The sequence below is a fragment of the Micromonospora sp. ATLC20 genome, from assembly GCF_057196585.1.
In genome coordinates this window covers 1-20803 of record NZ_JBXUOV010000100.1, presented here as the reverse complement: position 1 = coordinate 20803, position 20803 = coordinate 1, and the positions used below count along the sequence as shown (strand labels likewise).

Below are 20803 nucleotides of genomic sequence, written 5' to 3'. Positions count from 1 at the left end.
GCGCAGCTCGGCGTCCGCGTCGGCGGCGGCGCGGGCCGCCCGTCCCCGCTCGGTGGCGAGCATCTCGGTGGCCTTGCGCTCGCGGGCCTGGGTCTCCCGCAGGGTACGGGTCAGCTGGCGGGCCTCCTCGCGGAGCTGGCCCAGCTCCTCCCGGACCCGGGCCAGCTCGTCGCGCAGCTTCTCCGCCTCGACCCGGGCCACCGCCCGGTCGTGCTCGGCGCGGGCGGCCCGCTGTTCGGCCTCGCGGACCAGCTCGGCCACGACCGCGCTGTCCGCCTCGGCGCGTACCGCCTCGCCGCTGGCGTCGATCAGTTCCCGCCAGCCGCGGGGCCGGGCCAGGTAGGCAAGGGCGGCCACCTCGACCGGGTCGGCGGCGGCCGGTGCGGTGCCGTCGACCACCGCCGCGCCGAGGTCGCCGGCGTCGGCGAGCACCCGGGCGGTGATCCGCTGCCGGAACAGCGGGTCGGCGGTGAGCTGGGCGGCGATAGCGGGCGCGCCGAGGCGGGCGCGGCGGTTGGGGGCGAACTTGGCGACCCGCCGCAGCGGCACCGGCACCTCGTCGGCGGGCAGGCCGGGCAGCACGGCGGCGGTCAGCGTGACGATCCGCTGCCGGACCGGCTCGGGCAGCACCGGCTCGGGCTCGATCGCCGGTGGCGCGTCCTCATCGGCGGGCACGCCGACCACCGGCTCCTCCACGGAGGAGTGGTCGTCGTACGGCTCGCTGAGGGGCATGAGGCAAGTCTCCCACCCCGAACGGGCCCACCGCCCGGTGAGTGAGCCGATCTCTCATCGTACCCCCGTGGTATCTCCTGGGGCCGCAGTGACGGGAGTGTCGGACCGTGCCGCTAGCGTCCCGCGGGTGACACGAGCGGAGTACGTCCAGGAGTCGCTGGCCGGCCTGGACCAGGCGGGCAGCGGCGTCGACCCGGCGCTGCCGCTCTACGCGACCACCTTCGTGGTGGTCGACCTGGAGACCACCGGCGGCGCGCCGGACGGCGGCGGGATCACCGAGATCGGCGCGGTGAAGGTGCGTGGCGGCGAGGAACTGGGCGTGCTCGCCACGCTCGTCAACCCGGGCGTGCCGATCCCGCCGTTCATCACCGTGCTCACCGGCATCACCCAGGCCATGCTGCTGCCCGCCCCGCCGATCGAGCAGGTGCTGCCGAGCTTCCTGGAGTTCGTCAGCGACGCCGTGCTCGTCGCCCACAACGCGCCGTACGACGTGGGCTTCCTCAAGGCGGCCTGCGCGAAGCACGGCTACCGCTGGCCCAACCCCCGCGTGCTGGACACGGCCGCGCTCGCCCGGCGGGTGCTCACCCGCGACGAGGTGCCCAACCGCAAGCTGGGCACGCTCGCCGCCTACTTCCGCACCGCGACCCAGCCCACCCACCGGGCGCTCGACGACGCCAAGGCCACCGTCGACGTGCTGCACGGGCTGATCGGCCGCCTCGGCGGGCACCGGGTCGACACGGTCGGCGAGGCGATCGAGTTCGCCCGCGCGGTCACCCCCACCCAGCGCCGCAAGCGGCACCTCGCCGACGGGCTGCCGAAGGTGCCGGGCGTCTACATCTTCCGGGCCGCCGACGACCGGCCGCTCTACGTCGGCACGTCCGGCGACATCGCCACCCGGGTCCGCAGCTACTTCACCGCCGCGGAGAAGCGGGCCCGGATCTCCGAGATGCTCGCCGCCGCCGAGCGGGTGGAGGCGGTCGAGTGCGCCCACTCGCTGGAGGCCGAGGTCCGCGAGCTGCGGCTGATCGCGGCGCACGCGCCGCCGTACAACCGCAGGTCGAAGTATCCGGAGCGCCAGGTGTGGCTGAAGCTCACCGACGAGGCGTACCCCCGGTTGTCGATCGTGCGCGACATCGCGCCCACCGACACCGCCTACCTGGGGCCGTTCCGGTCCCGGCAGGCGGCGGAGCTGGCCGCCGCCGGCTTCCACGACGCGGTGCCGCTGCGGCAGTGCACGCACCGGCTCTCCCGGCGCACCACCATGCCGGCCTGCGCGCTGGCCGAGCTGGGTCGCTGCCCGGCGCCCTGCGAGCACCGCATCACCCCCGAGGAGTACGACGACGCAGCGGCGACGCCGTTCCGCACCGCCACCAGCGACGACCCCGGTGTGGTGGTGGACGCGCTGCTCGCCCGCATCGAGGTGCTGTCGGCCGCCCGGCGGTACGAGGAGGCGGCGGTGGTGCGCGGCCGGCTGGTGGCGGTGCTGCGCGCGGCGGTCCGGATGCAGCGGCTGGCCGCGTTGACCGGCATCGCCGAGCTGGCCGCCGCCCGCCCGGCCGCCCGGGGCGGCTGGGAGCTGGCGCTGGTGCGGCACGGCCGGCTCGCCGGGGCCGGGGTGTCCCCGCCGGGTGTCCACCCGCGACCCACGATCGCGGCGATCCGGGCCACCGCCGAGACGGTGCTGCCCGGGCACGGCCCGGTGCCGGCCGCCACCGCCGAGGAGACCGAGCGGATCCTGTCCTGGTTGGAACGACCGGAGACCCGGCTGGTCGAGACGACAGACGGATGGGCCTCGCCGGTGGCCGGCGCGGGGCGTTTCCGCGACCTGCTGACGAAGGCGGAGAACGGCGGATCTCCCAAACTCTCGACCGAACGCTCATGACCAACTGACCGATCGGACTACCTCGACTCCCTTAGTCTGTTAAAGGAGTGCAGACCTGCCCGATTCGCGGGCTCTGCTCCCGGCCGCCGGTCCCCGGTGGCCGAGGGCCGGGGTGAGGAGGTGTCCCAGGTGGACGTCGACGCCGGACACGGCGCCGCCCTGGGTGGCGCGCTCCCGACCCAGGGCGAACTACCGCTCACCCGCCGCCTGCGTTCCCTGCTCACCTGGCCCACTGCCGACGGCGACCCGGTCACCACACTGGTCCGCGCCCATCGCGGCATCCACGCGAGCGCCGACGCCTCGGTGCTGCGCCGGGCCTACACGATCGCCGAGAACATGCACCGCGGCCAGTTCCGCAAGAGCGGCGAGCCGTACATCACCCACCCGCTGGCGGTGGCGCAGATCTGCGCCGACCTGGGCATGGACACCATCACCCTGGTCGCCGCGCTGCTGCACGACACGGTGGAGGACACCCGCTACACGCTCCAGGCGCTCCAGGAGGACTTCGGCCGCGAGGTCGCCCACCTGGTCGACGGCGTGACCAAGTTCGACAAGGCGTTCTACGGCAAGGCCGCCGAGGCGGAGACCGTCCGCAAGATGATCGTGGCGGCCGGCAAGGACGTCCGGGTGCTGGTGATCAAGCTGGCCGACCGGCTGCACAACATGCGGACGCTCGGCGTCCGCTCGGCCGCCTCCCGGGAGCGGATCGCCCGCAAGACCCAGGAGGTGCTGGTCCCGCTCTGCGACCGGCTGGGCATCCAGACCCTCAAACGAGAGCTGGACGACGTGGTGCTGCTGCACCTGCGGCCGGAGGAGCACGCGCGGATCGCCCGGTTCGTGCACGACCGGCCCGGCTGGGACGCCTACCTGGCCGACGTGGTGGCCCGCACCCGGGCGGCGTTGCGCCGCAACCGGGTCGACGCCGACGTCTCCCCCCGCCCCCGGCACCTCTACTCGATCTGGAAGGACACCGTCGCCGGCGACCACGCCGCCCCGTTCGACCTGCCCCGCATCGCGATCGTGGTGGACGGTCCGGCGACCGACTGTTACGCCGCGCTGGGCGCCGTGCACGGGCTGTGGCGGCCGGTGCCGGGCCGGTTCAAGGACTTCATCGCCTCCCCGAAGAACAACCTCTACCGGTCCCTGCACACGAGCGTCTGCGGCCCGCAGGACCGCACCGTCGAGGTGCTGATCCGCACCACCGAGATGCACCGCTCCGCGGAGTACGGCGTGGCAGCCCACTACCGCTTCCCCCGGGCCGCGGGCCGGGGCGCCGACCGGGCGGACGAGCTGGCCTGGCTGCGCCGGGTGCTCGACTGGGAGCAGGAGACGGTCGACCCGACCCAGTTCATGGAGTCGCTGCGCTGTGACCTGTCCGAGGCGCAGATCCAGGTGGTGGCCGACGGGCGGCAGGTGGTGCTGCCGGCCGGCGCGACCCCTGTCGACCTCGCGTACGAGCTGGGCACCGAGCGCGGCGACCACTGCCTGGCCGCCCGGATCAACGGCCGGCTCGCGCCACTGGCCTCCGAACTGGAGGAGGGCGACGTGGTGGAGATCTTCACCGAGAACGACGCGGAGAGCGGATTCGAGGCGGACGCGGCCCCGCGCGGCCCCCGCCGGGAGTGGCTGGGATTCGTGAAGTCCCCGCACGCCCAGATGCAGATCAACCGCTGGTTCGCCGAGCACACCGAGCCGGGCATCTCGATCGCCGACAAGGTCCGGCTCGGCCGGGCCTCGATCGGCCTGGCGTTGCGCAAGCACAACCGGGGCCTGGCCAGCGACCTGCCGCTGCTACGGCTGTCCGAGGAACTGGGCTACCCCGACCTGGAGACGCTGCTGGTGGCGGTCTTCGACCGCACCGTCGAGCCGGACACCGTGGTCGAACAGTTGATCGATCTGGTCGACCACCGCCAGTAGACGGAGCCGGTCCGCGCCGGGACCACTAGCCTGGACGACATGATCCCCCGCGCGCGTGCCACCGGACGGGCCCTCGGCTACCAGATCTTCTACCGGCTTCCGGTCCCGCTGCGGCGGCGGCTGGTCCGGCTGGCCGTACCGAAGTACGTCGTCGGCGCGGTCACGCTGGTCAAGGACACGGAGGCCACCGGCGCGGGCCGGATCCTGCTGCTGCGCCAGCCGCCCGGCTACAGCTGGACGCTCCCGGCCGGGCTGCTGCAACGCGGCGAGGCCCCGGTGGTGGGCGCCGCCCGCGAGCTGTACGAGGAATCAGGCGTCCGCCTGTCCCCCGACGCGCTGCGCCCGGCCGTGCCGAACGCGGTGGTGCACGCCAAGGGCTGGGTCGACGTCGTCTTCGAGGCCGAGGTGCCGGCGTCGACCACCGAGCTGAAGGTGGACGGCGCCGAGGTGTTCGAGGCCGCCTTCCACCCGCTCGACGACCTGCCCCGGCTCAGCCGCGCCACCGCCAACCTGCTCGGGTACTACGGCATCGGCCCGCGCGCCGGCGAGCACCCACCGGCCGCGTGAGCACCCCGTACGCGGGCACCTCGGCACCGGGGGTCGAGGTGTGCGCGGTGGTGCTGGCGGCGGGTGAGGGCACCCGGCTGCGCCCGCTCACCGAGCGGGTACCGAAGGCGCTCTGCCCGGTCGGGAACGTCCCGCTGCTGGACCGGGCGCTGGACCGGCTGGCCGGGCTCGGCCTGACCGGCCCGGAGCGGGTCGCGGTGAACGCCTGCTACCTGGGCGACCAGGTGGTCGCGCGGGTCGGCGGACGGGCCCACCTGTCGGTCGAGCCGGGCGCTCCGCTGGGCACCGCCGGGGGCGTGGGCCGGCTGCGGGACTGGATCGACGGCCGGGGCGTGCTGGTCGGCAACGCCGACGCGTACCTGGCCGATCCGCAGGCCCCGCCCGGCCCCGACATCGCCGCGCTGCTGGACGGGTGGGACGGGCACGGCGTACGCCTGCTCGGCCGGCCCGCCGGCGACCCGCACGCCCCCGGAACCTTCGACGGCCACGAGTTCGTGGGTTTCTCGCTGCTGCCGTGGCGGCTGGTCCGCGACCTGCCGGCCACGTTCGGCGACCTGGTCCGGGCGGTGTGGCGGCCGGCGGAGGCCGCCGGGGCGCTCACCGTCGTGCCCTACCGGGGCACGTTCTACGACACCGGCACCCCGGCCGACTACCTGGCCGCCAACCTGCACGCGGCCGGACCGGACGGGCTGGTGGACCCGGTGGCGACGGTGACCGGCCGGGTCACCGGCTCGGTGGTCGGCGCCGGGGCGCTGGTGCACGGCGACGTGGACCGGTCGGTGGTGTGGCCGGGGGCGACAGTCGCGGCCGGGGAACGCCTGCGCGAGGTGATCCGGGCCGGGGACGACCTGACCGTCCCGGCGGCGCGGTGAGGGGCGCGGGCTCTAGCATGGGCCTCGTCGCCGACGAACGGAGAACCGTCCCGTGATCACCGCGATCGTGCTGATCGACTGCGCCACCGACTCCATCCCCGAGGTGGCCGAGACCCTGGCCAACCTGCCCGGCGTCAGCGAGGTCTACTCGGTGGCCGGGCACGTCGACCTGATCGCCATGGTGCGGGTCCGGGAGTTCGACCAGATCGCCCAGGTCATCGCCGGCAGCATCTCGAAGGTGCCGGGCGTACTCAACACCGAGTCGCACATCGCGTTCCGCGCCTACTCCCAGCACGACCTGGAGGAGGCGTTCGCGATCGGGCTGGCGAACGCCGACTGACACGAGCCGGTGGCCGGCCTGCCCTCGCGGGCGGACCGGCCACCGTCGACCGTGCGGTACGTCAGCTCTGGCTGGGCACCGGGGTCTCCGTGGTGCCCGGAGCGGGCTCCTCGGTCTCGGTGCCGCCCGGAGCCGGCGACTCGGTGCCACCCGGGGACGTGGTGCCGCCCGGGCTGGGCGTGCCGCTGGCGCTGGTCTGCGGAACCGGGACGCCCAGGGTCTGGGCCAGGGCCACCAGCGCGTCGTAGTGCGCCTGGAGGACCGGCAGCGCGTCCTGCGCGATCTGCACCACCGACTGCTCCGAGCCCTGCGAGATCTCGGTCTGGGTGGCCTGGATCGCCTGGACGTGGCCGGCGAGCTGCGCGGTCACCCACGCCTTGTCGAACTCGGCCCCGCTGAGGTTGTTCAGCTTGTCCAGGACCTTCTGCTGGTCTGCGGTCGGATCGGCCGGCAACTGCACGTTGAGCTGCTGCGCGGTCGACTGCACCGTCTGGTCCAGCTGGGTGTGGTCCGTCACGAACATCTTGCCCAGGTCCTTGACCTGCTGGTTCTGACCCTTCTGCTGGGCCAGGTTACCGGCGGTGATCTCGAACAGGTTGACCTGGTGCACCGCCTGCAGGTATTGCGTGTCCTGCGTCGACGGCTGCGCCGCAGCCTGCGACGCGGCGGCGGGCGCCAGCCCCACGACCACCAGCGCGGCCAGCAGGCCCAGGCGTTTGATTCCCAACATTTGTTCCTCCCCCATGAGACGTCGGACCGCACGGATACCCGGCTGACCGGGGTTATTCCTGCGATTCCACCCGTCCGTGTCGGGGGCGACGGCCGTCCGCGCACCGGCCTCCCGGCGTGCGCGGGAGGGAACGGGACGACCGGTGCGGAAACGGCAGTGGCGCCCGCCGGATGATCCGGCGGGCGCCACTGTCAGTCGTACCGGGGAGGGTCAGCGACGGCTCTCGCCGCTGCCGATCTCCTCCCGCTCCGGCCGGGCCTCGACCGGCGGGTGCCCCGGCGAGACCGGCGCCTCGGCCGGCTTCTCGATCGGGTAGAAGAAGCCCCGGATCGCCGGGCCGAGGGCACCTAGCCGGTTCATCTTCTTCGGCACCACCCAGCCGACGTAGTCCAGCGCCGGCGGGTGACCGTCGTGGCCGTCGGCCGAGGTGAGCGGCTGGTGGACCTCGACGAACCGCCCGTCGGGCAGCCGCTTGATGATGCCGGTCTCCACGCCGTGCGCCAGCACCTCCCGGTCGTGCTGCTGCAGACCCAGGCAGATCCGGTACGTGATGTAGTACGCGATCGGCGGAAGGATCAGCAGGCCGATCCGGCCGCCCCAGGTCATCGCGTTCAGGCTGATGTGGAACTTGTCCGCGATGACGTCGTTGGCGCCGGAGAGGGTCAGCACGATGTAGAAGGCGAGCGCCATGGCGCCCACGGCGGTCCGGGCCGGAACGTCCCGGGGCCGCTGGAGCAGGTTGTGGTGCTTGTAGTCCTTGAGGCGGCGCGCCTCCAGGAACGGATACATCGTCGACAGGCCGACCAGGATTCCGGGTAGCACCACGGTCGGCCAGAACAACGGTGGGATGACGTACCCGTTGCCGATCGGGATGTGGATCTCCCAGCCCGGCATGAGCCGGGTCGAGCCGTCGAGGAACATGACGTACCAGTCGGGCTGGCTGGCGGCCGAGACCACCCACGCCTCGTACGGGCCGAACAGCCAGATCGGGTTGATCTGGAACAGGCCACCCATCAGCGCGATCACGCCGAAGACGACCATGAAGAAGCCGCCCTGCTTGAGCGCGTAGCGCGGGAACATCCGCTCGCCGACCACGTTGGAGTTGGTCCGGCCGGGGCCGGGCCACTGGGTGTGCTTCTGCTTGAACACCAGGCCGAGGTGCACGCTGATCAGCGCCACCAGCAGACCCGGGACGAGCAGCACGTGGGCGATGAAGAAGCGGCTGATGATGATGGTGCCGGGGAACTCCCCGCCGAAGATCGACGAGCTGACCCAGGAACCGATCACCGGGATCGACAGGATGATCGCGGAGGCGATCCGCAGACCGGTGCCGGACAGGCCGTCGTCCGGCAGCGAGTAGCCGGTGAAGCCGGCCAGGAAGCCGACCCAGAACAGCAGCGAGCCGATGATCCAGTTGGTCTCACGCGGCTTGCGGAACGCGCCGGTGAAGAAGACCCGCAGCATGTGGACCACGATGGCGGCCATGAACAGCAGGGCCGACCAGTGGTGCATCTGCCGCATGATCAGACCACCCCGGACATCGAACGAGATGTCCAGGCTGGAGGCGTAGGCGGCCGACATCGGGGTGCCCCGCAGCGGCGCGTAGCTGCCGTTGTAGATGACCTCGGTCATCGCCGGCTCGAAGAAGAACGTCAGGAAGACGCCGGTGAGCAGCAGAACGATGAACGAGAACAGCGCGATCTCGCCGAGCAGGAACGACCAGTGGTCGGGGAAGACCTTGTTCAGCAGCTTGCGCAGGGGCGTGGCCACCTGGAAGCGGTCGTCCACCGCCCGCGCGCTCTTGGCCGGCAGCGCTGCTGCATCAAACTTTCGGCGCTTCATGGCCGCTCCCAGAAGTCGGGACCGATGGTCTCGGTGTAGTCGGACTTCGCCACGAAGAAGCCCTCCTCGTCCACCTCGATCGGCAGCTGCGGCAGCGGCCGGTTCGCCGGGCCGAAGATCGGCTTGGCGTTGTCGGTGATGAGGAACTGCGACTGGTGGCAGGGGCAGAGCAGGCGGTTGGTCTGCTGCTCGTAGAGGCTGGCCGGGCAGCCCGCGTGCGTGCAGATCTTGGAGAACGCGACGTAGTTGCCCCACATGTAGTCGCCGTGGCCCTTGCGCTCGTTCGCGGCGCGCGACTTCTGCGCGTCGTCCTCCCGCAGGTGGATGAGCAGGGTGGGCGAGTCGGCGTGCAGGTTGCTCACGCCGCCGTCGATGCCCGGGAACACGGTGAGCTGGCCGCCGACGCTGACGTCGGCCGGGCGGATCGGGCGGCCGTCCTCACGGATCAGCCGGATCTTCTTGCCGCCCTCACCCGGCTGGAAGCCGGTGGTGAACATCTGGTTGTTCTTGTGCGGCTGCTCGATCAGGCCACCGATCAGCGGGGCCGCGGCCACCGCGCCCACCGGCGCCAGGCCGGCGAGCAGCGAGATGCCCAGCAGCGGCCGGCGACGGACGCCCATCTCGTCGGCCAGGTAGAGCATGGTCTCGCCGGTGATCTTGCGACCCTCCGGGTCGTCGGCCTGGTCGTGCCGGTCCTGGATCGAGACCTCCTTGGGCAGCAGCTTCTTGCCCCAGGTCAGGATGCCGAAACCGATGCCCAGCAGCGCGAGGCCGAGGGTCAGGCCGAGCAGCGGCGTGTAGAGCTTGTCGCCGCCGGTACCCGGCTCCCACTGCCACGGCCACCAGATGTAGACCACCAGGAAGGCGGTCGCGAAGACGCCGGTCAGCAGGAACATCAGGGCGACCGTACGGGTCAGCCGACGCTCGGCCTTGCTGCCCGGGACGACCTGCGGCTCGTAGTGGACGATCTCGATGTCGTCCCGCCGCGCACCCTCCTGGACGATGTCGAACCGGGAGAGCCGGGGGTCGTTCACGTCGAGCGGCTCCGGGCCCTGCTGGGCCTGGTGCTCGGTGTGGGTGCTCATGCCGTCACCTCGCTACGGGTGACGCCGGGGGTCGGCGCCACAGCACTGGAAGCATTGATCCGTCCGGTCACGACTTACCTGCGATCCACAGGCTCGCGAAGACCAGCGCGACGATGCCGACCAGGAAGATCGCGAGACCCTCGGTCGACGGGCCGTAGCGGCCCAGGTTGAAGCCGCCCGGGTCGCCGTCGTGCTTCAGCGTCTCCTGGATGTAGGCGATGATGTCCGCCTTCTCCTCGGGCGTGATCTGGTTGTCGCCGAACACCGGCATGTTCTGCGGGCCGCTCAGCATCGCGGCGTAGATCTGCCGGTCGCTAGCCGGCGCCAGGCTCGGCGCGTACTTGCCGGAGGACAGCGCACCGCCGCCGCCACTGAAGGCGTGGCACTGCGAGCAGTTGATCCGGAACAGCTCACCACCGGTAGACAGGTTGGCGCCCTCACGCAGGTCGCCGTTGGGGACCTCCGGGCCGCCGCCGAGCTCCTGGATGTACTGCCCGAGCTGGCGCACCTGCTCGTCGGTGAACTGCGGCGGCTTGCGCATGGCCTGGGCCTCCTGCCGGGCCATCGGCATGCGACCGCTGCTGACCTGGAACTCCACCGAGGCCGCTCCGACGCCGATCAGGCTCGGACCGCGGCCCTCGACGCCCTGGGCGTTGCGACCGTGACAGGTCACACAGCTCACGTCGAACAGCGCCTTGCCCTCGTTGCCTGCGGCGGTCAACGGAGGGTTGTCCTGCGCCTGCACGCCGGGGGCGAAGACGGTGTAGGCACCGCCGGCCAGCATCAGCGCGGCGAACAGCCGGACCGCGGCACCCAGCCGGCGGCGGCCCCTGCTGCGCACTACGGGCCGCCCGCGCAGCCGCGCGAGCAGACCGCGTCGGCGGTCGTTGTCAGAAGTCATGACCTGTGTCCTTAACCGGTTGGACCTTGTCTCAGGGGACGGAGCAGCGGCGCGGTTCGTGACGCGCCAAGATCACTGAAGCCAGTAGATCATGACGTAGAGCCCGATCCACACGACGTCCACGAAGTGCCAGTAGTAGGACACGACGATCGCCGAGGTCGCCTGGGCGGGGGTGAACCGGCCCATCGTGGTACGGATCATGAAGATCACGAAGGCGATGAGACCGCCGGTCACGTGCAGACCGTGGAAGCCGGTGGTGAGGTAGAACATCGACCCGTAACCGTCTTCGTTGATCTTCACACCCTCGTGCACCAGGGTCCGGTACTCGTTCAACTGACCGAGCACGAAGATCAGACCCATCACGAAGGTGATCGTGAACCACCGGCGCAGAGCGTGGACGTCACCGCGCTCGGCCGCGAACACGCCGATCTGGCAGGTGATCGAGGAGAGCACCAGGATCACCGTGAACGTGGTCGCGTACGGGATGTTCAGCACCTCGGTGTGCTTCTCCCACTGCTCCGGCGCCGCCGCGCGGATGGAGAAGTACATCGCGAACAGCGCCGCGAAGAACATGAGTTCGCTGGAGAGCCACACGATCGTCCCGACGCTGACCATGTTGGGTCGGGTCAGGGAGTGGATCCGGCTCTTGTCAATGGCTGGGGCCGCAGTCACGCGGTCATTATTGCCCCTGACCGGGACCGACGATCAGCGGGGTGGCAAACCCGGCCCTTCCGTGGCCCGATCGTGGTGGTCCGCTTCGCCTGACCTACCCTGAAAAGCGTGCTGCACGTCGATCAGATCCGCGCCGTCACCTCGGCTGTTCCGGCGACGCTGGCGGCGGGAGGCGAGGGCGCCCCGCCGCCGTTCACCGTGACCCGGGTGTTCACCGAGACCCGGCTGGACAGCTGGCTCACGCTGGGCATCGTCCTGGCCGCCGGCCTCTACCTCTACGGGGTGCACCGGCTGCGGCTGCGCGGCGACCGCTGGCCGGTCGTCCGTACCGTGTCGTTCCTCGGCCCCGGCCTCGGCGGCATCGCCCTGGTCACGCTCACCGGCCTCGGCGCGTACGACACCGCCCTGCTCTCGGTGCACATGGTGCAGCACATGGTGCTGTCGATGATCGCGCCGATCTTCCTGGCGCTCGGCGCCCCGATGACGCTGGCGCTGCGCACGCTGCCGGCACGACCCCGCAAGCGGCTGCTCGCGATCGTGCACAGCAAGGTGATCCGGATCTACAGCTTCCCGCTTGTGGCGTTCGCCATCTTCGTGGTGAACCCGTTCGCGCTGTACTTCACCGACCTCTACGAGTTCACCCTGCGCCACGAGTGGGCGCACGAACTGGTCCACGCGCACTTCATCGCCACCGGCTGCGTCTTCTTCTGGCCGCTGCTCGGGCTGGACCCGCTGCCCGGCCGCTGGCCGTACCCGGGCCGCGCGCTGCTCATGCTGCTCTCGGTGCCGTTCCACACCGTCCTCGGCCTGACCATCATGCAGAGCACCACGCTGTTCGGCGGCGACTGGTACCCGTCGCTCAACCTGTCCTGGTCCGACCCCTGGAACGACCAGGTGGTCGCGGGCGGCATCCTGTGGGCCGGCGGCGAGTTCGTCAGCGTCACCATGCTCGCCGTCCTGGTCGTCCAGTGGGTCAAGCAGTCCGAGCGCGAGGCCCGGCGGCTCGACCGCGAGCTGGACCGCCAGGAGGCCCGCCAGCGCGCCGCGGAGACGAGCGCCTGACGGCCCGTTCCGGGGTACGCCCCGAGCCCGCCGGGCGGGGCGACAGCCCGGATGTGACGACCGCTACGATCAGCGGGCAGCTACGAGGTGGGAGCCACGTCACGATGAGCGATCGTCTTTGCACCGTCCTGCTCTACAGCGACGACCCGAAGGTCCGCGACCGGATGCGGCTCGCCGTGGGCACCCGGCCGGCGCCCGGGCTCGAGATCGAGTTCGTCGAGGCCGACGACTACAACGCCTGCATCCGGCTGGTCGACGACTACGAGATCGACCTGCTCCTGCTCGACGGCGAGGCGACCCCGGGCGGCGGCATCGGCATCGCTCGCCAGATCAAGGACGACCGGGACGACGCGCCGCCCACCTGCGTGGTGCTCGCCCGCGCCGCCGACCGCTGGCTGGCCGCGTACGCCGAGGTCGACGCCACGCTGACCCACCCGCTGGACCCGGTGGTCGCCGGCAGCACCGTGGCGGAGCTGCTGCGCCGCACCCACGCCGCGGCCTGACCCTCCGGTCTTCGCGCGCCACGGCGACGCGGCCGTGGCGCGCCCCAACCGCTTTTCTCACGCCGCTCGGGAGGCCCGCCATGGGCGAACGGACCTGGCCGCTTCTGCTCAACGCGCTGCTGCGCGGCGAGGAGCTCTCCACCGCCGACACCGCGTGGGCGATGGGTGAGATCATGGCCGGCTCGGCCACCCCGGCGCAGATCGCCGGGTTCGCCGTGGCGCTGCGCACCAAGGGTGAGACCCCCGCCGAGCTGGGCGGCCTGGTCGAGGCCATGCTGACCCGCGCGGTGCCGGTGCACCTGCCCGAGGACGTACGCGCGAGCGCGCTGGACGTGGTCGGCACCGGCGGCGACCTCGCCCACACGGTGAACATCTCCACCATGGCGGCGCTGGTGGTGGCCGGGGCCGGGGTGCGCGTGGTCAAGCACGGCAACCGGGCCGCCTCCTCCTCCTGCGGCACCGCCGACGTGTTGGAGCAGCTCGGCGTACCCCTCGACCTGGCACCCGAGCAGGTGGCCCGCTGCGTGACCGAGGCCGGCATCGGCTTCTGCTTCGCCGCCCGCTTCCACCCCGGCATGCGCCACACCGGCCCGGTCCGGCGCGAGATCGGCGTACCCACCGCGTTCAACTTCCTCGGCCCGCTGACCAACCCGGCGCGGCCTTGCGCGGGCGCGGTGGGCTGCTTCGACAAGCGGATGGCCCCGGTGATGGCCGCCGTCTTCGCGGCCCGTGGTGACTCCGCGATCGTGGTACGCGGCGAGGACGGCCTGGACGAGTTCAGCACCGGCGCACCCACCCGGGTCTGGGTGGCGCAGCAGGGCACCGTCACGGAGGCCGTGCTGGACGCTACGGACCTCGGTGTGCCCCGGGCCACCCTGGCCGACCTGCGCGGCGGGGACGCGGTCTACAACGCCGACGTGGTCCGGCGCCTGCTCGCCGGCGAGACCGGGCCGGTACGGGACGCGGTGCTGGTCAACGCCGCCGTCGCGCTTGCCACCCAGGGGCCGCTCGACGGCGATCTGCACGAGGTGCTGCGGGCCAACCTGGACCGGGCCGCCGAGGCGGTCGACTCCGGCGCCGCCGCGGCAGCGCTGGACCGCTGGCTCGAGGTGGCGCGCGCCGCCTGACGGCGGCCTGACGCGGGTGTTGTCGTACCCGCGTGCCAAACTACACGGGAGTTATTTTCCGTTTTCGGTCTATCCGTTTTCGGTCTATCCGTTTTCCGTCTTCGGTCCACCCGGCCGGCGGCTTCCCGCCCCGGCCCGTGCCCGGAGCGAGAGGAGCCACCCGTGTCTGACCGCGAGCTGCACTGTGACACCTGCGAGGGCGTCGTGCTGTTCGAGGCGCCGCCGTGCGGCGACGGGCACGGCGCCGACTGCCCGGAGCTGATCTGCACCGGTTGCGGCGCGGCAGTGGTGATCGCCACGTTCACGTTCCGCGAGACCCGCCTGTCCGGCCGCCGCGCCCGCCGCCCCTCCCACCCCCAGGCCGCCTGACCTCCACTCCCTTTCGCGTCTTCGCCCTTCCGCGCCGCGGCCCTTCTGCACCCTTCCGGCACACCGCGCCGAGACTGTCCGCGCCTCTTACGCCTCCGCGCCGCCCGCCACCCTTGCATCCCGCCACGCCCGACAGCCCAACCGTCCGCCGCTCGTGATCAAGGAGTTGGTGTCCCCGCGGTCTTCCAGGCGGACACAAACTCCTTGATCACCGTCCGGGTGACCGGCAGGTGGCGGTGCTCCCCCGGATCAATGAGGCAGGGCGGGCGCCGGGAGCGCATCGGGCGTTGGGCTTGGGCGTGAGTGTCGGCGGCGCCCCCCGTGACAACACCGGGCCAAGCCGCGCGGCGAGATCTTGGAAGGAAACGGCCCCTATGAGGGCCGTTTCCTTCCAAGATCTCTTGTGGTCCTGGTGTGAGCCGGTGGTGCGCGTCGGAGGTGAGCGGGAGAGCGCCAGGCTGACCGCGTCTGGCGGTGATCATGAAGTTGACGGGGACAAAAGGGACCGCCAACGCCGCTAACTTCATGATCGACGGGGAAAGCGGGGGCGGGGCGGGTGGGGGAACGCGCGGCAGGCCCGCTACCCCGGGAGGGGGCGCGGGCCTGCGACGGTGCTTCGGGTCAGTGCTCGGCGGTGCGGCGGGTGCCCGAGTAGTACTCGAACAGCAGCCCGCAGGTGGCGAGGACGACCGCCACCAGGCCCAGTCCCAGCAGCCAGAACTGCCAGAACACCAGGCCGAGACCGGCGATCGCGGCGGCCAGCGCCAGCCCGAACGGCCAGTAGCTACCCGGGCTGAAGAAGCCGACCTCACCGGCGCCGTCGGCGATCTCGCCGTCCGGCCGGTCCTCGGGGCGCAGGTCGATACGGCGGGAGACGAACCAGAAGAAGCCGCCGCACATGGCGCAGAGCAGGAAGGACAGCAGCAGCGCCACGGTGCCGATCCACTCGACGTGGCCGCCGCTGTCGGCGTGCGTCCAGGCGCCGTAGAGGATCGTCGCGCCGAGGAGGAACGTGGCGATGGTCAGGAAGATCTTCCACTCGGTCTTCATGCCGAACCCCTCAGCTTCCCGCGCCGGCCGACGCGTCGGACGGGTTGAAGTTGTTCACGTCGCGCCGGGTGTCGAACGGCTTCGTCTCGGTGGCGTACTCCGGCTCACCGATCGCGCCGAGCGCCTCCTGGGTCGACTTGCCGGCCTTCTTCGCCGCCAGGAACTGGTCGTACTTCTCCGGCGACACGACCCGCAGCTCGAAGTTCATGAAGGCGTGGTAGCTGCCGCACAGCTCGGCGCAGCGGCCGACGAACGCGCCCTCCTGGTCGATGCTGGAGACCTCGAACGTGTTGCGCACGTTGCCCGGCATGACGTCCCGCTTGAACAGCAGCTCCGGCACCCAGAACGAGTGGATGACGTCGCGGCTGGTCTCCTCGAAGCGGATCGAGCGGCCGCTGGGCAGCACCAGCACCGGGATGACCTCGCTGGTGCCGAGCACCGAGGCGACGGTGTTGGCCTCGGCGCCCTGGCCGTCGCGGTAGTTGAACTGCCAGTTCCACTTGAACGCGACGACCTCGACGGTGACGTCCGGGTTCTTCGACTCCTTGTTCACGTCGGTCTGCACGACCGCCGTGTAGTAGAAGAGCACGGAGACCACGAGGATCGGCGCGATGGTGTAGAGGAACTCCATCGGCAGGTTGTAGCGGGTCTGCACCGGCAGCTCGTTGCCGCGCTTGCGGTAGCGGACCACGCACCAGAAGATCAGGCCCCACACGAACACGCCGACGGCGAGCGCCGCGATGCAGGACGCGATCCACAGGTCGTACATGCGGTGCGACTCGGGCGTGATGCCGCCCTGCGGCCAGCCGAACCCGCCGAACGTCTTGCCGACGTCACAGCCGGTGAGCGAGACCAGCAGCGCCGCCGCGCCGAGACCGAGCCCGGCGATTCGACCAGCACCACGCCGCCGGCGCCCACCGGCCCCCGGGGAAGCGCTGTGCCGTACGGCCGAGCGCCGTACCTCCGAACTCCTTGCGACCACCTGGTCCTGCCTCCCTAGCGCGCCGCGGCGGTTGTTCTCCTTGACACCGACGGCAAAGGCGTCACCGACGGTCGCAGATTACTCGACCATGACCGGCCAGGCCGTCTTGGGGTCGCTGTCCACCCCCATCGGGGGGATCTTGGGCGTAACCGGGCGATAGCGTGGAACCCCATGAGCGCCTCCCCGGTCTACCTGGACGCCGCCACTGCGGCGCCGCTGCATCCGGTCGCGCGGCAGGCGATGCTGGCCGCCCTGGACGACGGCTGGGCCGACCCGGCCCGGCTCTACTCGGCGGCCCGCCGGGCCCGCCGGCTCCTCGACGCCGCGCGGGAGGCCGCCGCGCAGACGCTCGGCGTCCGCGCCGACGAGCTGTCCTTCACCCCCAGCGGTACGACGGCAGCGCACGCCGCCGTACTCGGTGGCCTGGCCGGGCGGCGGCGGGCCGGGGCGACGCTTGTGCACTCGGCGATCGAACACTCGGCGGTGCTGCACGCCGCCCAGCGGCACACGGCGGCCGGCGGCACGGCGGTGTCCGTACCCGTGGACCGGTCGGGCCGGCTGGACCTGGACGCCTGGTCGGCGGCGGTGGCCGCGCCCGGCGTGGCCCTCGCGGCGCTGATCGGAGCCAGTCACGAGGTGGGCACGGTGCAGCCGGTGCCCGCGGCGGCGGAGTCGTGCGCCGAGGCGGGCGTGCCGCTGTACGTGGACGCGGCGCAGCTGGCCGGCCGGGCGCCGCTGCCGGCGGGCTGGTCGGTGCTGAGCGCCAGCGCGCACAAGTGGGGCGGGCCGCCCGGCGTCGGGCTGCTCGTGGTGCGCAAGGGCACCCGGTGGGAGTCGCCGTACCCGGCCGACGAGCGGGAGTCGGGGCGTACCCCCGGGGTGGTGAACCTGCCGGCGGTGGTGGCGGCGGCGGCGAGCCTGCGCGCGGCGGCGGCCGACGCGGCGGCCGAGGCGGCCCGGCTGGGTCCGCTTGTCGACCGGATCCGGGCACGGGTGGCGGCCGAGGTGCCGGACGTGGAGGTGGTCGGCGACCCGGTGGACCGGTTGCCGCACCTGGTGACGTTCTCCTGCCTGTACGTGGACGGCGAGGCGTTGCTGCACGCGCTGGACCGGCGCGGGTTCGCGGTGTCCTCCGGCTCGTCGTGCACGTCGTCGACGGTGCGCCCGTCACACGTGCTGGAGGCGATGGGGGTGCTGTCGCACGGCAACGTACGGGTGTCGCTGCACCGGGAGACGACCGAGGCGGACGTGGAGCGGTTCCTGGCCGAGCTGCCCGGGATCGTGGCGGACCTGCGGGCGGAGGCGGGGGTGACGGACCTGTGAGCGATCCGGACGAGGTGCTGGACTGCCGGGGTCAGCGCTGCCCGCTACCAGTGATCAATCTCGCCCGGCTGGTGCCCGGCCTGCCGGCCGGCGCGGTGGTGCGGGTGCTGGCCGACGACCCGGCGGCGGCCGTCGACATCCCGGCGTGGTGCCGGATGCGCGGCCACGAGTTCCTCGACGCGCACCCCGGCCCCGCCTACGACGTCCGGGTGAGCGGCTAGCGCAGGTACGCGAGGATGCCCGGCAGCGGGTCTGCCGCCACGGCGGTGTCGACCACCAGGCGCGGGCCGATCAGCGGCTCGTACTCGGCCCGGCGGCGCAGCGTCTGCTCCCAGGTGCCGTGCTCCTCGGGCGGGCGGGCCTCGACGCGGCGGCGGTGCTCCTCCTCGTCGCCGCAGTGCACCTCGATCACCCGCAGCGGCACGCCGGCCCGTTCGGCCACGTCGTGCCAGAGTCCTCGGGCGCTGGCGACCGGGTTCACCGCGTCGACCACCACGCTGAGCCCCAGGCCGAGCTGCACCTCGGCCAGCCCGGCGACCGCGCCGTAGGCGGCCATGCCGGGTACGTCGCCGGTGAGGCCGTAGCGGTGCAGGGCCCGCTCGACCGGGTCGACCGGCAGGACCGGGGCGCGCAGAGCGGCGCCGACCCGGGCGGCCAGGGTGGTCTTGCCCACACCCGGCAGCCCGGCGAACGCGACGAGGACCGGACCGCCGGTGCCGGGGCGGACCTCCGGGTCCACCCCGCCGGCCGGGCCGGTCACAGCAGGTGCGGCCGGACGTCCTCGGCGGCCGCGTCACCGTACGACTCGGCGAGTCGCTTCACGAACAGGTCGCGGCGGACCTCGTACTCCTGGCCGCCGAAGTTCTCCAGCACGAGCGTGGCCAGCAGGCAGCCGACCTGGGCCGCGCGCTCCAGCCCGACGCCCCAGTCGAGCGCGGCGAAGAAACCGGCCCGGAAGCCGTCGCCGACACCGGTCGGGTCGACCGCCTGGATCTCCCGCGCGATCGGCACCCGGATCGTGCCGATCTCCCGGCCGGCGATCTCCACACCCTGCTTGCCCAGCGTGGTGACCCGCACCTTGACCCGGTCCAGCAGCTGCTCGTCGGTGAGGCCGGCCTTGCTCTGCAGCAGCGACTTCTCGTACTCGTTGGTCATCAGGTAGTCGGCGCCCTCGACCAGGCCGAGCACGTCCGCGCCGTCCATCCGGGCGAGCTGCTGCGACGGGTCGGCGACGAAGGCGTAGCCGCGGTCCCGGCACTCGCCGGAGTGCCGGATCATCGCGGCCGGGTCGTTGGCGCTGACCAGCACCAGGTCGAGACCGCCGAGGCGCTGCGCCACCGGGTGCAGCTCGATGTTGCGGGCCTCGCTCATCGCCCCGGCGTAGAAGGAGGCGATCTGGCACATGTCGGTGTCGGTGGTGCAGACGAAGCGTGCCGTGTGCGCGATCTCGCTGACATGCACCGAGTCGCAGTCGACGCCGTGGCGCTCCAGCCAGGAGCGGTAGTCGGCGAAGTCGGCGCCGACCGCGCCGAGCAGCACCGGGCGCAGGCCGAGCTGGGCCATGCCGAAGGCGATGTTCGCCGCGGTGCCGCCACGCCGGAGCACCAGTTCGTCGACGAGGAAGGACAGCGAGACCTTGTCGAGCTGGTCGGCGATGAGCTGATCGGCGAAGCGGCCGGGGAAGCTCATCAGGTGGTCGGTCGCGATCGAGCCGGTCACGGCGATCTTCATGTCAACCCTCGGGGTCGGGAGCACGGCGCGGTCAGCCTACCGGCCCCCGGACCGGACGGACGGCGGTCGGTCACCAACCGGTCGGTCAGCGCACATCCGGGCGTCACACCCCGGGGGTACGTCACGCGCGCCGGGGGTACGACGAAGCGGCGGGCCGCCCCACCGGGGACGGCCCGCCGCTGTCGGTCGGTCGTCGACTCAGCTGAAGGAGTCGCCGCAGGCGCAGGAGTTGCCCGCGTTCGGGTTGTCGATGGTGAAGCCCTGGGCGTCGATCCGGTCGGCGAAGTCGATGGTGGCGCCGGCCAGGTAGGGGGCGCTCATCCGGTCGACGACGACCTCGACACCGTCGAAGTCGGTGACGACGTCACCGTCGAGGGAGCGCTCGTCGAAGAACAGCTGGTACCGCAGGCCGGAGCAGCCACCCGGCTGCACGGCGACCCGGAGCCGCAGGTCGTCGCGGCCCTCCTGCTCGATCAGGGCCTTGACCTTCTGCGCCGCGACGTCGGTGAGGACGACGGTGCTGGGGGCCTTGGCCTCGGTCGACTCGGTCTGCGCTGGCGTGGTCACGTGGAAGTCTCCCTGCGCGGTATGAGGTCCGGACGTCCTGGCCAACGCCGCACGTCCGCCAGTGATTCCCGGTGTGGTCCGTCTTTCGATCGTACGCCGCCTCCGGCGCCGCCACCCGGCGGCGTGACCAGCGGAACCGGTCAGCGGCTCCACTGCCGGGCGAGGCGGGCGCCGAGCGCGCGCAGCCCTTCGGCCGGGCGGGTCATCGCGGCGTCCACTCCCCCGTGCTCCTCGCCGCCGAAGTGCTCGACCAGGCTGTAAGCCTCGGTGACGCCGGCCGCCGCCGCCTCCCGCCGTCCGGTGCTCACCCGTCCCGCGAGCACCACGCAGGGCACGCCCCGGTCCCGGGCGGCCCCGGCCACGCCGGCGACCACCTTGCCGCGCAGCGACTGGTGGTCGAACGAGCCCTCGCCGGTGATCACCAGGTCGGCGGCGTCGAGCGCGGCGTCCAGTCTCACCGCGCGGGTGACCAGGCCGATGCCCGATTCGCACCGGCCGCCGAGCGCCAGCACCGCCGCGCCGACGCCGCCCGCGGCGCCGCCGCCGGGC

22 protein-coding genes and 1 pseudogene are annotated in these 20803 nt (G+C 72.3%); 11 read left to right on the top strand and 12 right to left on the bottom strand.

What is annotated here, in order from left to right:
- Positions 1-732 (bottom strand): annotated as a pseudogene (locus tag AC2CHG_RS20240) (NYN domain-containing protein); the annotation flags it as partial.
- A gap of 127 nt (positions 733-859) precedes the next feature.
- Between AC2CHG_RS20240 and AC2CHG_RS20235 the strand changes: the two are divergent.
- The 5 genes from AC2CHG_RS20235 (at position 860) to AC2CHG_RS20215 (ending at position 6310) form a co-directional block, all read left to right on the top strand.
- Positions 860-2614, top strand: a complete 1755-nt coding sequence (locus AC2CHG_RS20235; protein WP_402811276.1) for a DEDD exonuclease domain-containing protein — start codon at positions 860-862, stop codon at positions 2612-2614.
- A gap of 129 nt (positions 2615-2743) precedes the next feature.
- Positions 2744-4531 carry a RelA/SpoT family protein gene (locus AC2CHG_RS20230; RefSeq protein WP_355512782.1) on the top strand — a complete coding sequence of 596 codons (1788 nt, stop codon included), beginning with the start codon at positions 2744-2746 and terminating at the stop codon, positions 4529-4531.
- Positions 4532-4570: 39 nt separating this feature from the next.
- Positions 4571-5098 (top strand): NUDIX hydrolase, encoded by a 528-nt coding sequence (locus tag AC2CHG_RS20225; protein WP_194801164.1) that lies wholly within the window; start codon positions 4571-4573, stop codon positions 5096-5098.
- A complete protein-coding gene (locus AC2CHG_RS20220) occupies positions 5095-5970 on the top strand; it encodes a nucleotidyltransferase family protein (protein ID WP_484525340.1) in 876 nt (291 codons plus the stop codon). The genes AC2CHG_RS20225 and AC2CHG_RS20220 overlap by 4 nt, the downstream gene beginning before the upstream one ends.
- Before the next feature lie 52 nt (positions 5971-6022).
- On the top strand, positions 6023-6310 hold the full coding sequence (locus AC2CHG_RS20215; RefSeq protein WP_120327177.1) for an Lrp/AsnC family transcriptional regulator: 288 nt from the start codon (positions 6023-6025) through the stop codon (positions 6308-6310).
- A gap of 61 nt (positions 6311-6371) precedes the next feature.
- Here the strand turns inward: AC2CHG_RS20215 and AC2CHG_RS20210 are convergent, their stop codons facing one another.
- From AC2CHG_RS20210 to ctaE, 5 genes are all read right to left on the bottom strand, one after another.
- Complete coding sequence (locus tag AC2CHG_RS20210) at positions 6372-7040, bottom strand: DUF4142 domain-containing protein (RefSeq protein ID WP_120568762.1); 669 nt, start codon at positions 7038-7040, stop codon at positions 6372-6374.
- A gap of 210 nt (positions 7041-7250) precedes the next feature.
- The gene (qcrB, locus tag AC2CHG_RS20205) at positions 7251-8882 is read right to left on the bottom strand and encodes a cytochrome bc1 complex cytochrome b subunit (protein WP_355512759.1); all 1632 of its coding nucleotides are present in this window, start codon (positions 8880-8882) and stop codon (positions 7251-7253) included.
- Positions 8879-9967 carry a cytochrome bc1 complex Rieske iron-sulfur subunit gene (qcrA, locus tag AC2CHG_RS20200; RefSeq protein ID WP_194801161.1) on the bottom strand — a complete coding sequence of 363 codons (1089 nt, stop codon included), beginning with the start codon at positions 9965-9967 and terminating at the stop codon, positions 8879-8881. The genes qcrB and qcrA overlap by 4 nt, the downstream gene beginning before the upstream one ends.
- 67 nt (positions 9968-10034) lie before the next feature.
- Entirely contained in the window at positions 10035-10868 is an 834-nt protein-coding gene (gene qcrC, locus AC2CHG_RS20195) for a cytochrome bc1 complex diheme cytochrome c subunit (RefSeq protein ID WP_091421029.1), read from the bottom strand.
- A 72-nt stretch (positions 10869-10940) separates the two neighbouring features.
- Positions 10941-11540, bottom strand: coding sequence for an aa3-type cytochrome oxidase subunit III (gene ctaE, locus AC2CHG_RS20190; RefSeq protein WP_354869940.1), 600 nt, complete (start codon positions 11538-11540; stop codon positions 10941-10943).
- A 108-nt stretch (positions 11541-11648) separates the two neighbouring features.
- Here ctaE and AC2CHG_RS20185 point away from each other — a divergent pair, with 108 nt between their 5' ends.
- The 4 genes from AC2CHG_RS20185 (at position 11649) to AC2CHG_RS20170 (ending at position 14601) form a co-directional block, all read left to right on the top strand.
- Positions 11649-12602, top strand: coding sequence for a cytochrome c oxidase assembly protein (locus AC2CHG_RS20185; protein ID WP_436798924.1), 954 nt, complete (start codon positions 11649-11651; stop codon positions 12600-12602).
- Between the two features lie 104 nt (positions 12603-12706).
- A complete protein-coding gene (locus AC2CHG_RS20180) occupies positions 12707-13105 on the top strand; it encodes a response regulator (RefSeq protein WP_194801159.1) in 399 nt (132 codons plus the stop codon).
- An 80-nt stretch (positions 13106-13185) separates the two neighbouring features.
- Complete coding sequence (gene trpD / locus AC2CHG_RS20175) at positions 13186-14232, top strand: anthranilate phosphoribosyltransferase (protein WP_484525339.1); 1047 nt, start codon at positions 13186-13188, stop codon at positions 14230-14232.
- 162 nt (positions 14233-14394) lie between these two features.
- Positions 14395-14601 (top strand): hypothetical protein, encoded by a 207-nt coding sequence (locus AC2CHG_RS20170; protein WP_151499889.1) that lies wholly within the window; start codon positions 14395-14397, stop codon positions 14599-14601.
- 621 nt (positions 14602-15222) lie between these two features.
- Here AC2CHG_RS20170 and AC2CHG_RS20165 read toward each other — a convergent pair.
- On the bottom strand, positions 15223-15651 hold the full coding sequence (locus AC2CHG_RS20165) for a cytochrome c oxidase subunit 4 (RefSeq protein ID WP_355512764.1): 429 nt from the start codon (positions 15649-15651) through the stop codon (positions 15223-15225).
- Between the two features lie 10 nt (positions 15652-15661).
- Complete coding sequence (gene ctaC / locus AC2CHG_RS20160) at positions 15662-16633, bottom strand: aa3-type cytochrome oxidase subunit II (protein WP_355512766.1); 972 nt, start codon at positions 16631-16633, stop codon at positions 15662-15664.
- Between the two features lie 171 nt (positions 16634-16804).
- Between ctaC and AC2CHG_RS20155 the strand changes: the two genes are divergently transcribed.
- Together AC2CHG_RS20155 and AC2CHG_RS20150 are read left to right on the top strand one after the other, a co-directional pair.
- Positions 16805-17956: a cysteine desulfurase family protein gene (locus AC2CHG_RS20155; RefSeq protein ID WP_402811291.1), complete on the top strand. Its 1152-nt coding sequence runs from the start codon at positions 16805-16807 to the stop codon at positions 17954-17956.
- Positions 17953-18177, top strand: coding sequence for a sulfurtransferase TusA family protein (locus tag AC2CHG_RS20150; protein WP_484525338.1), 225 nt, complete (start codon positions 17953-17955; stop codon positions 18175-18177). The genes AC2CHG_RS20155 and AC2CHG_RS20150 overlap by 4 nt, the downstream gene beginning before the upstream one ends.
- Here the strand turns inward: AC2CHG_RS20150 and AC2CHG_RS20145 are convergent.
- The 4 genes from AC2CHG_RS20145 to AC2CHG_RS20130 form a co-directional block, all read right to left on the bottom strand.
- Positions 18174-18716: a P-loop nucleotide/nucleoside kinase family protein gene (locus AC2CHG_RS20145; RefSeq protein WP_135241351.1), complete on the bottom strand. Its 543-nt coding sequence runs from the start codon at positions 18714-18716 to the stop codon at positions 18174-18176. The two genes, AC2CHG_RS20150 and AC2CHG_RS20145, sit on opposite strands and share 4 nt — an antisense overlap.
- A complete protein-coding gene (locus AC2CHG_RS20140) occupies positions 18713-19687 on the bottom strand; it encodes a carbohydrate kinase family protein (RefSeq protein ID WP_484525337.1) in 975 nt (324 codons plus the stop codon). Before AC2CHG_RS20140 ends, AC2CHG_RS20145 begins: the two co-directional genes overlap by 4 nt.
- A gap of 198 nt (positions 19688-19885) precedes the next feature.
- Complete coding sequence (gene erpA, locus AC2CHG_RS20135; RefSeq protein ID WP_013287705.1) at positions 19886-20254, bottom strand: iron-sulfur cluster insertion protein ErpA; 369 nt, start codon at positions 20252-20254, stop codon at positions 19886-19888.
- A gap of 140 nt (positions 20255-20394) precedes the next feature.
- On the bottom strand, positions 20395-20803 hold a 409-nt coding region (locus AC2CHG_RS20130; protein WP_484525336.1), incomplete at its 5' end, for a glycerate kinase.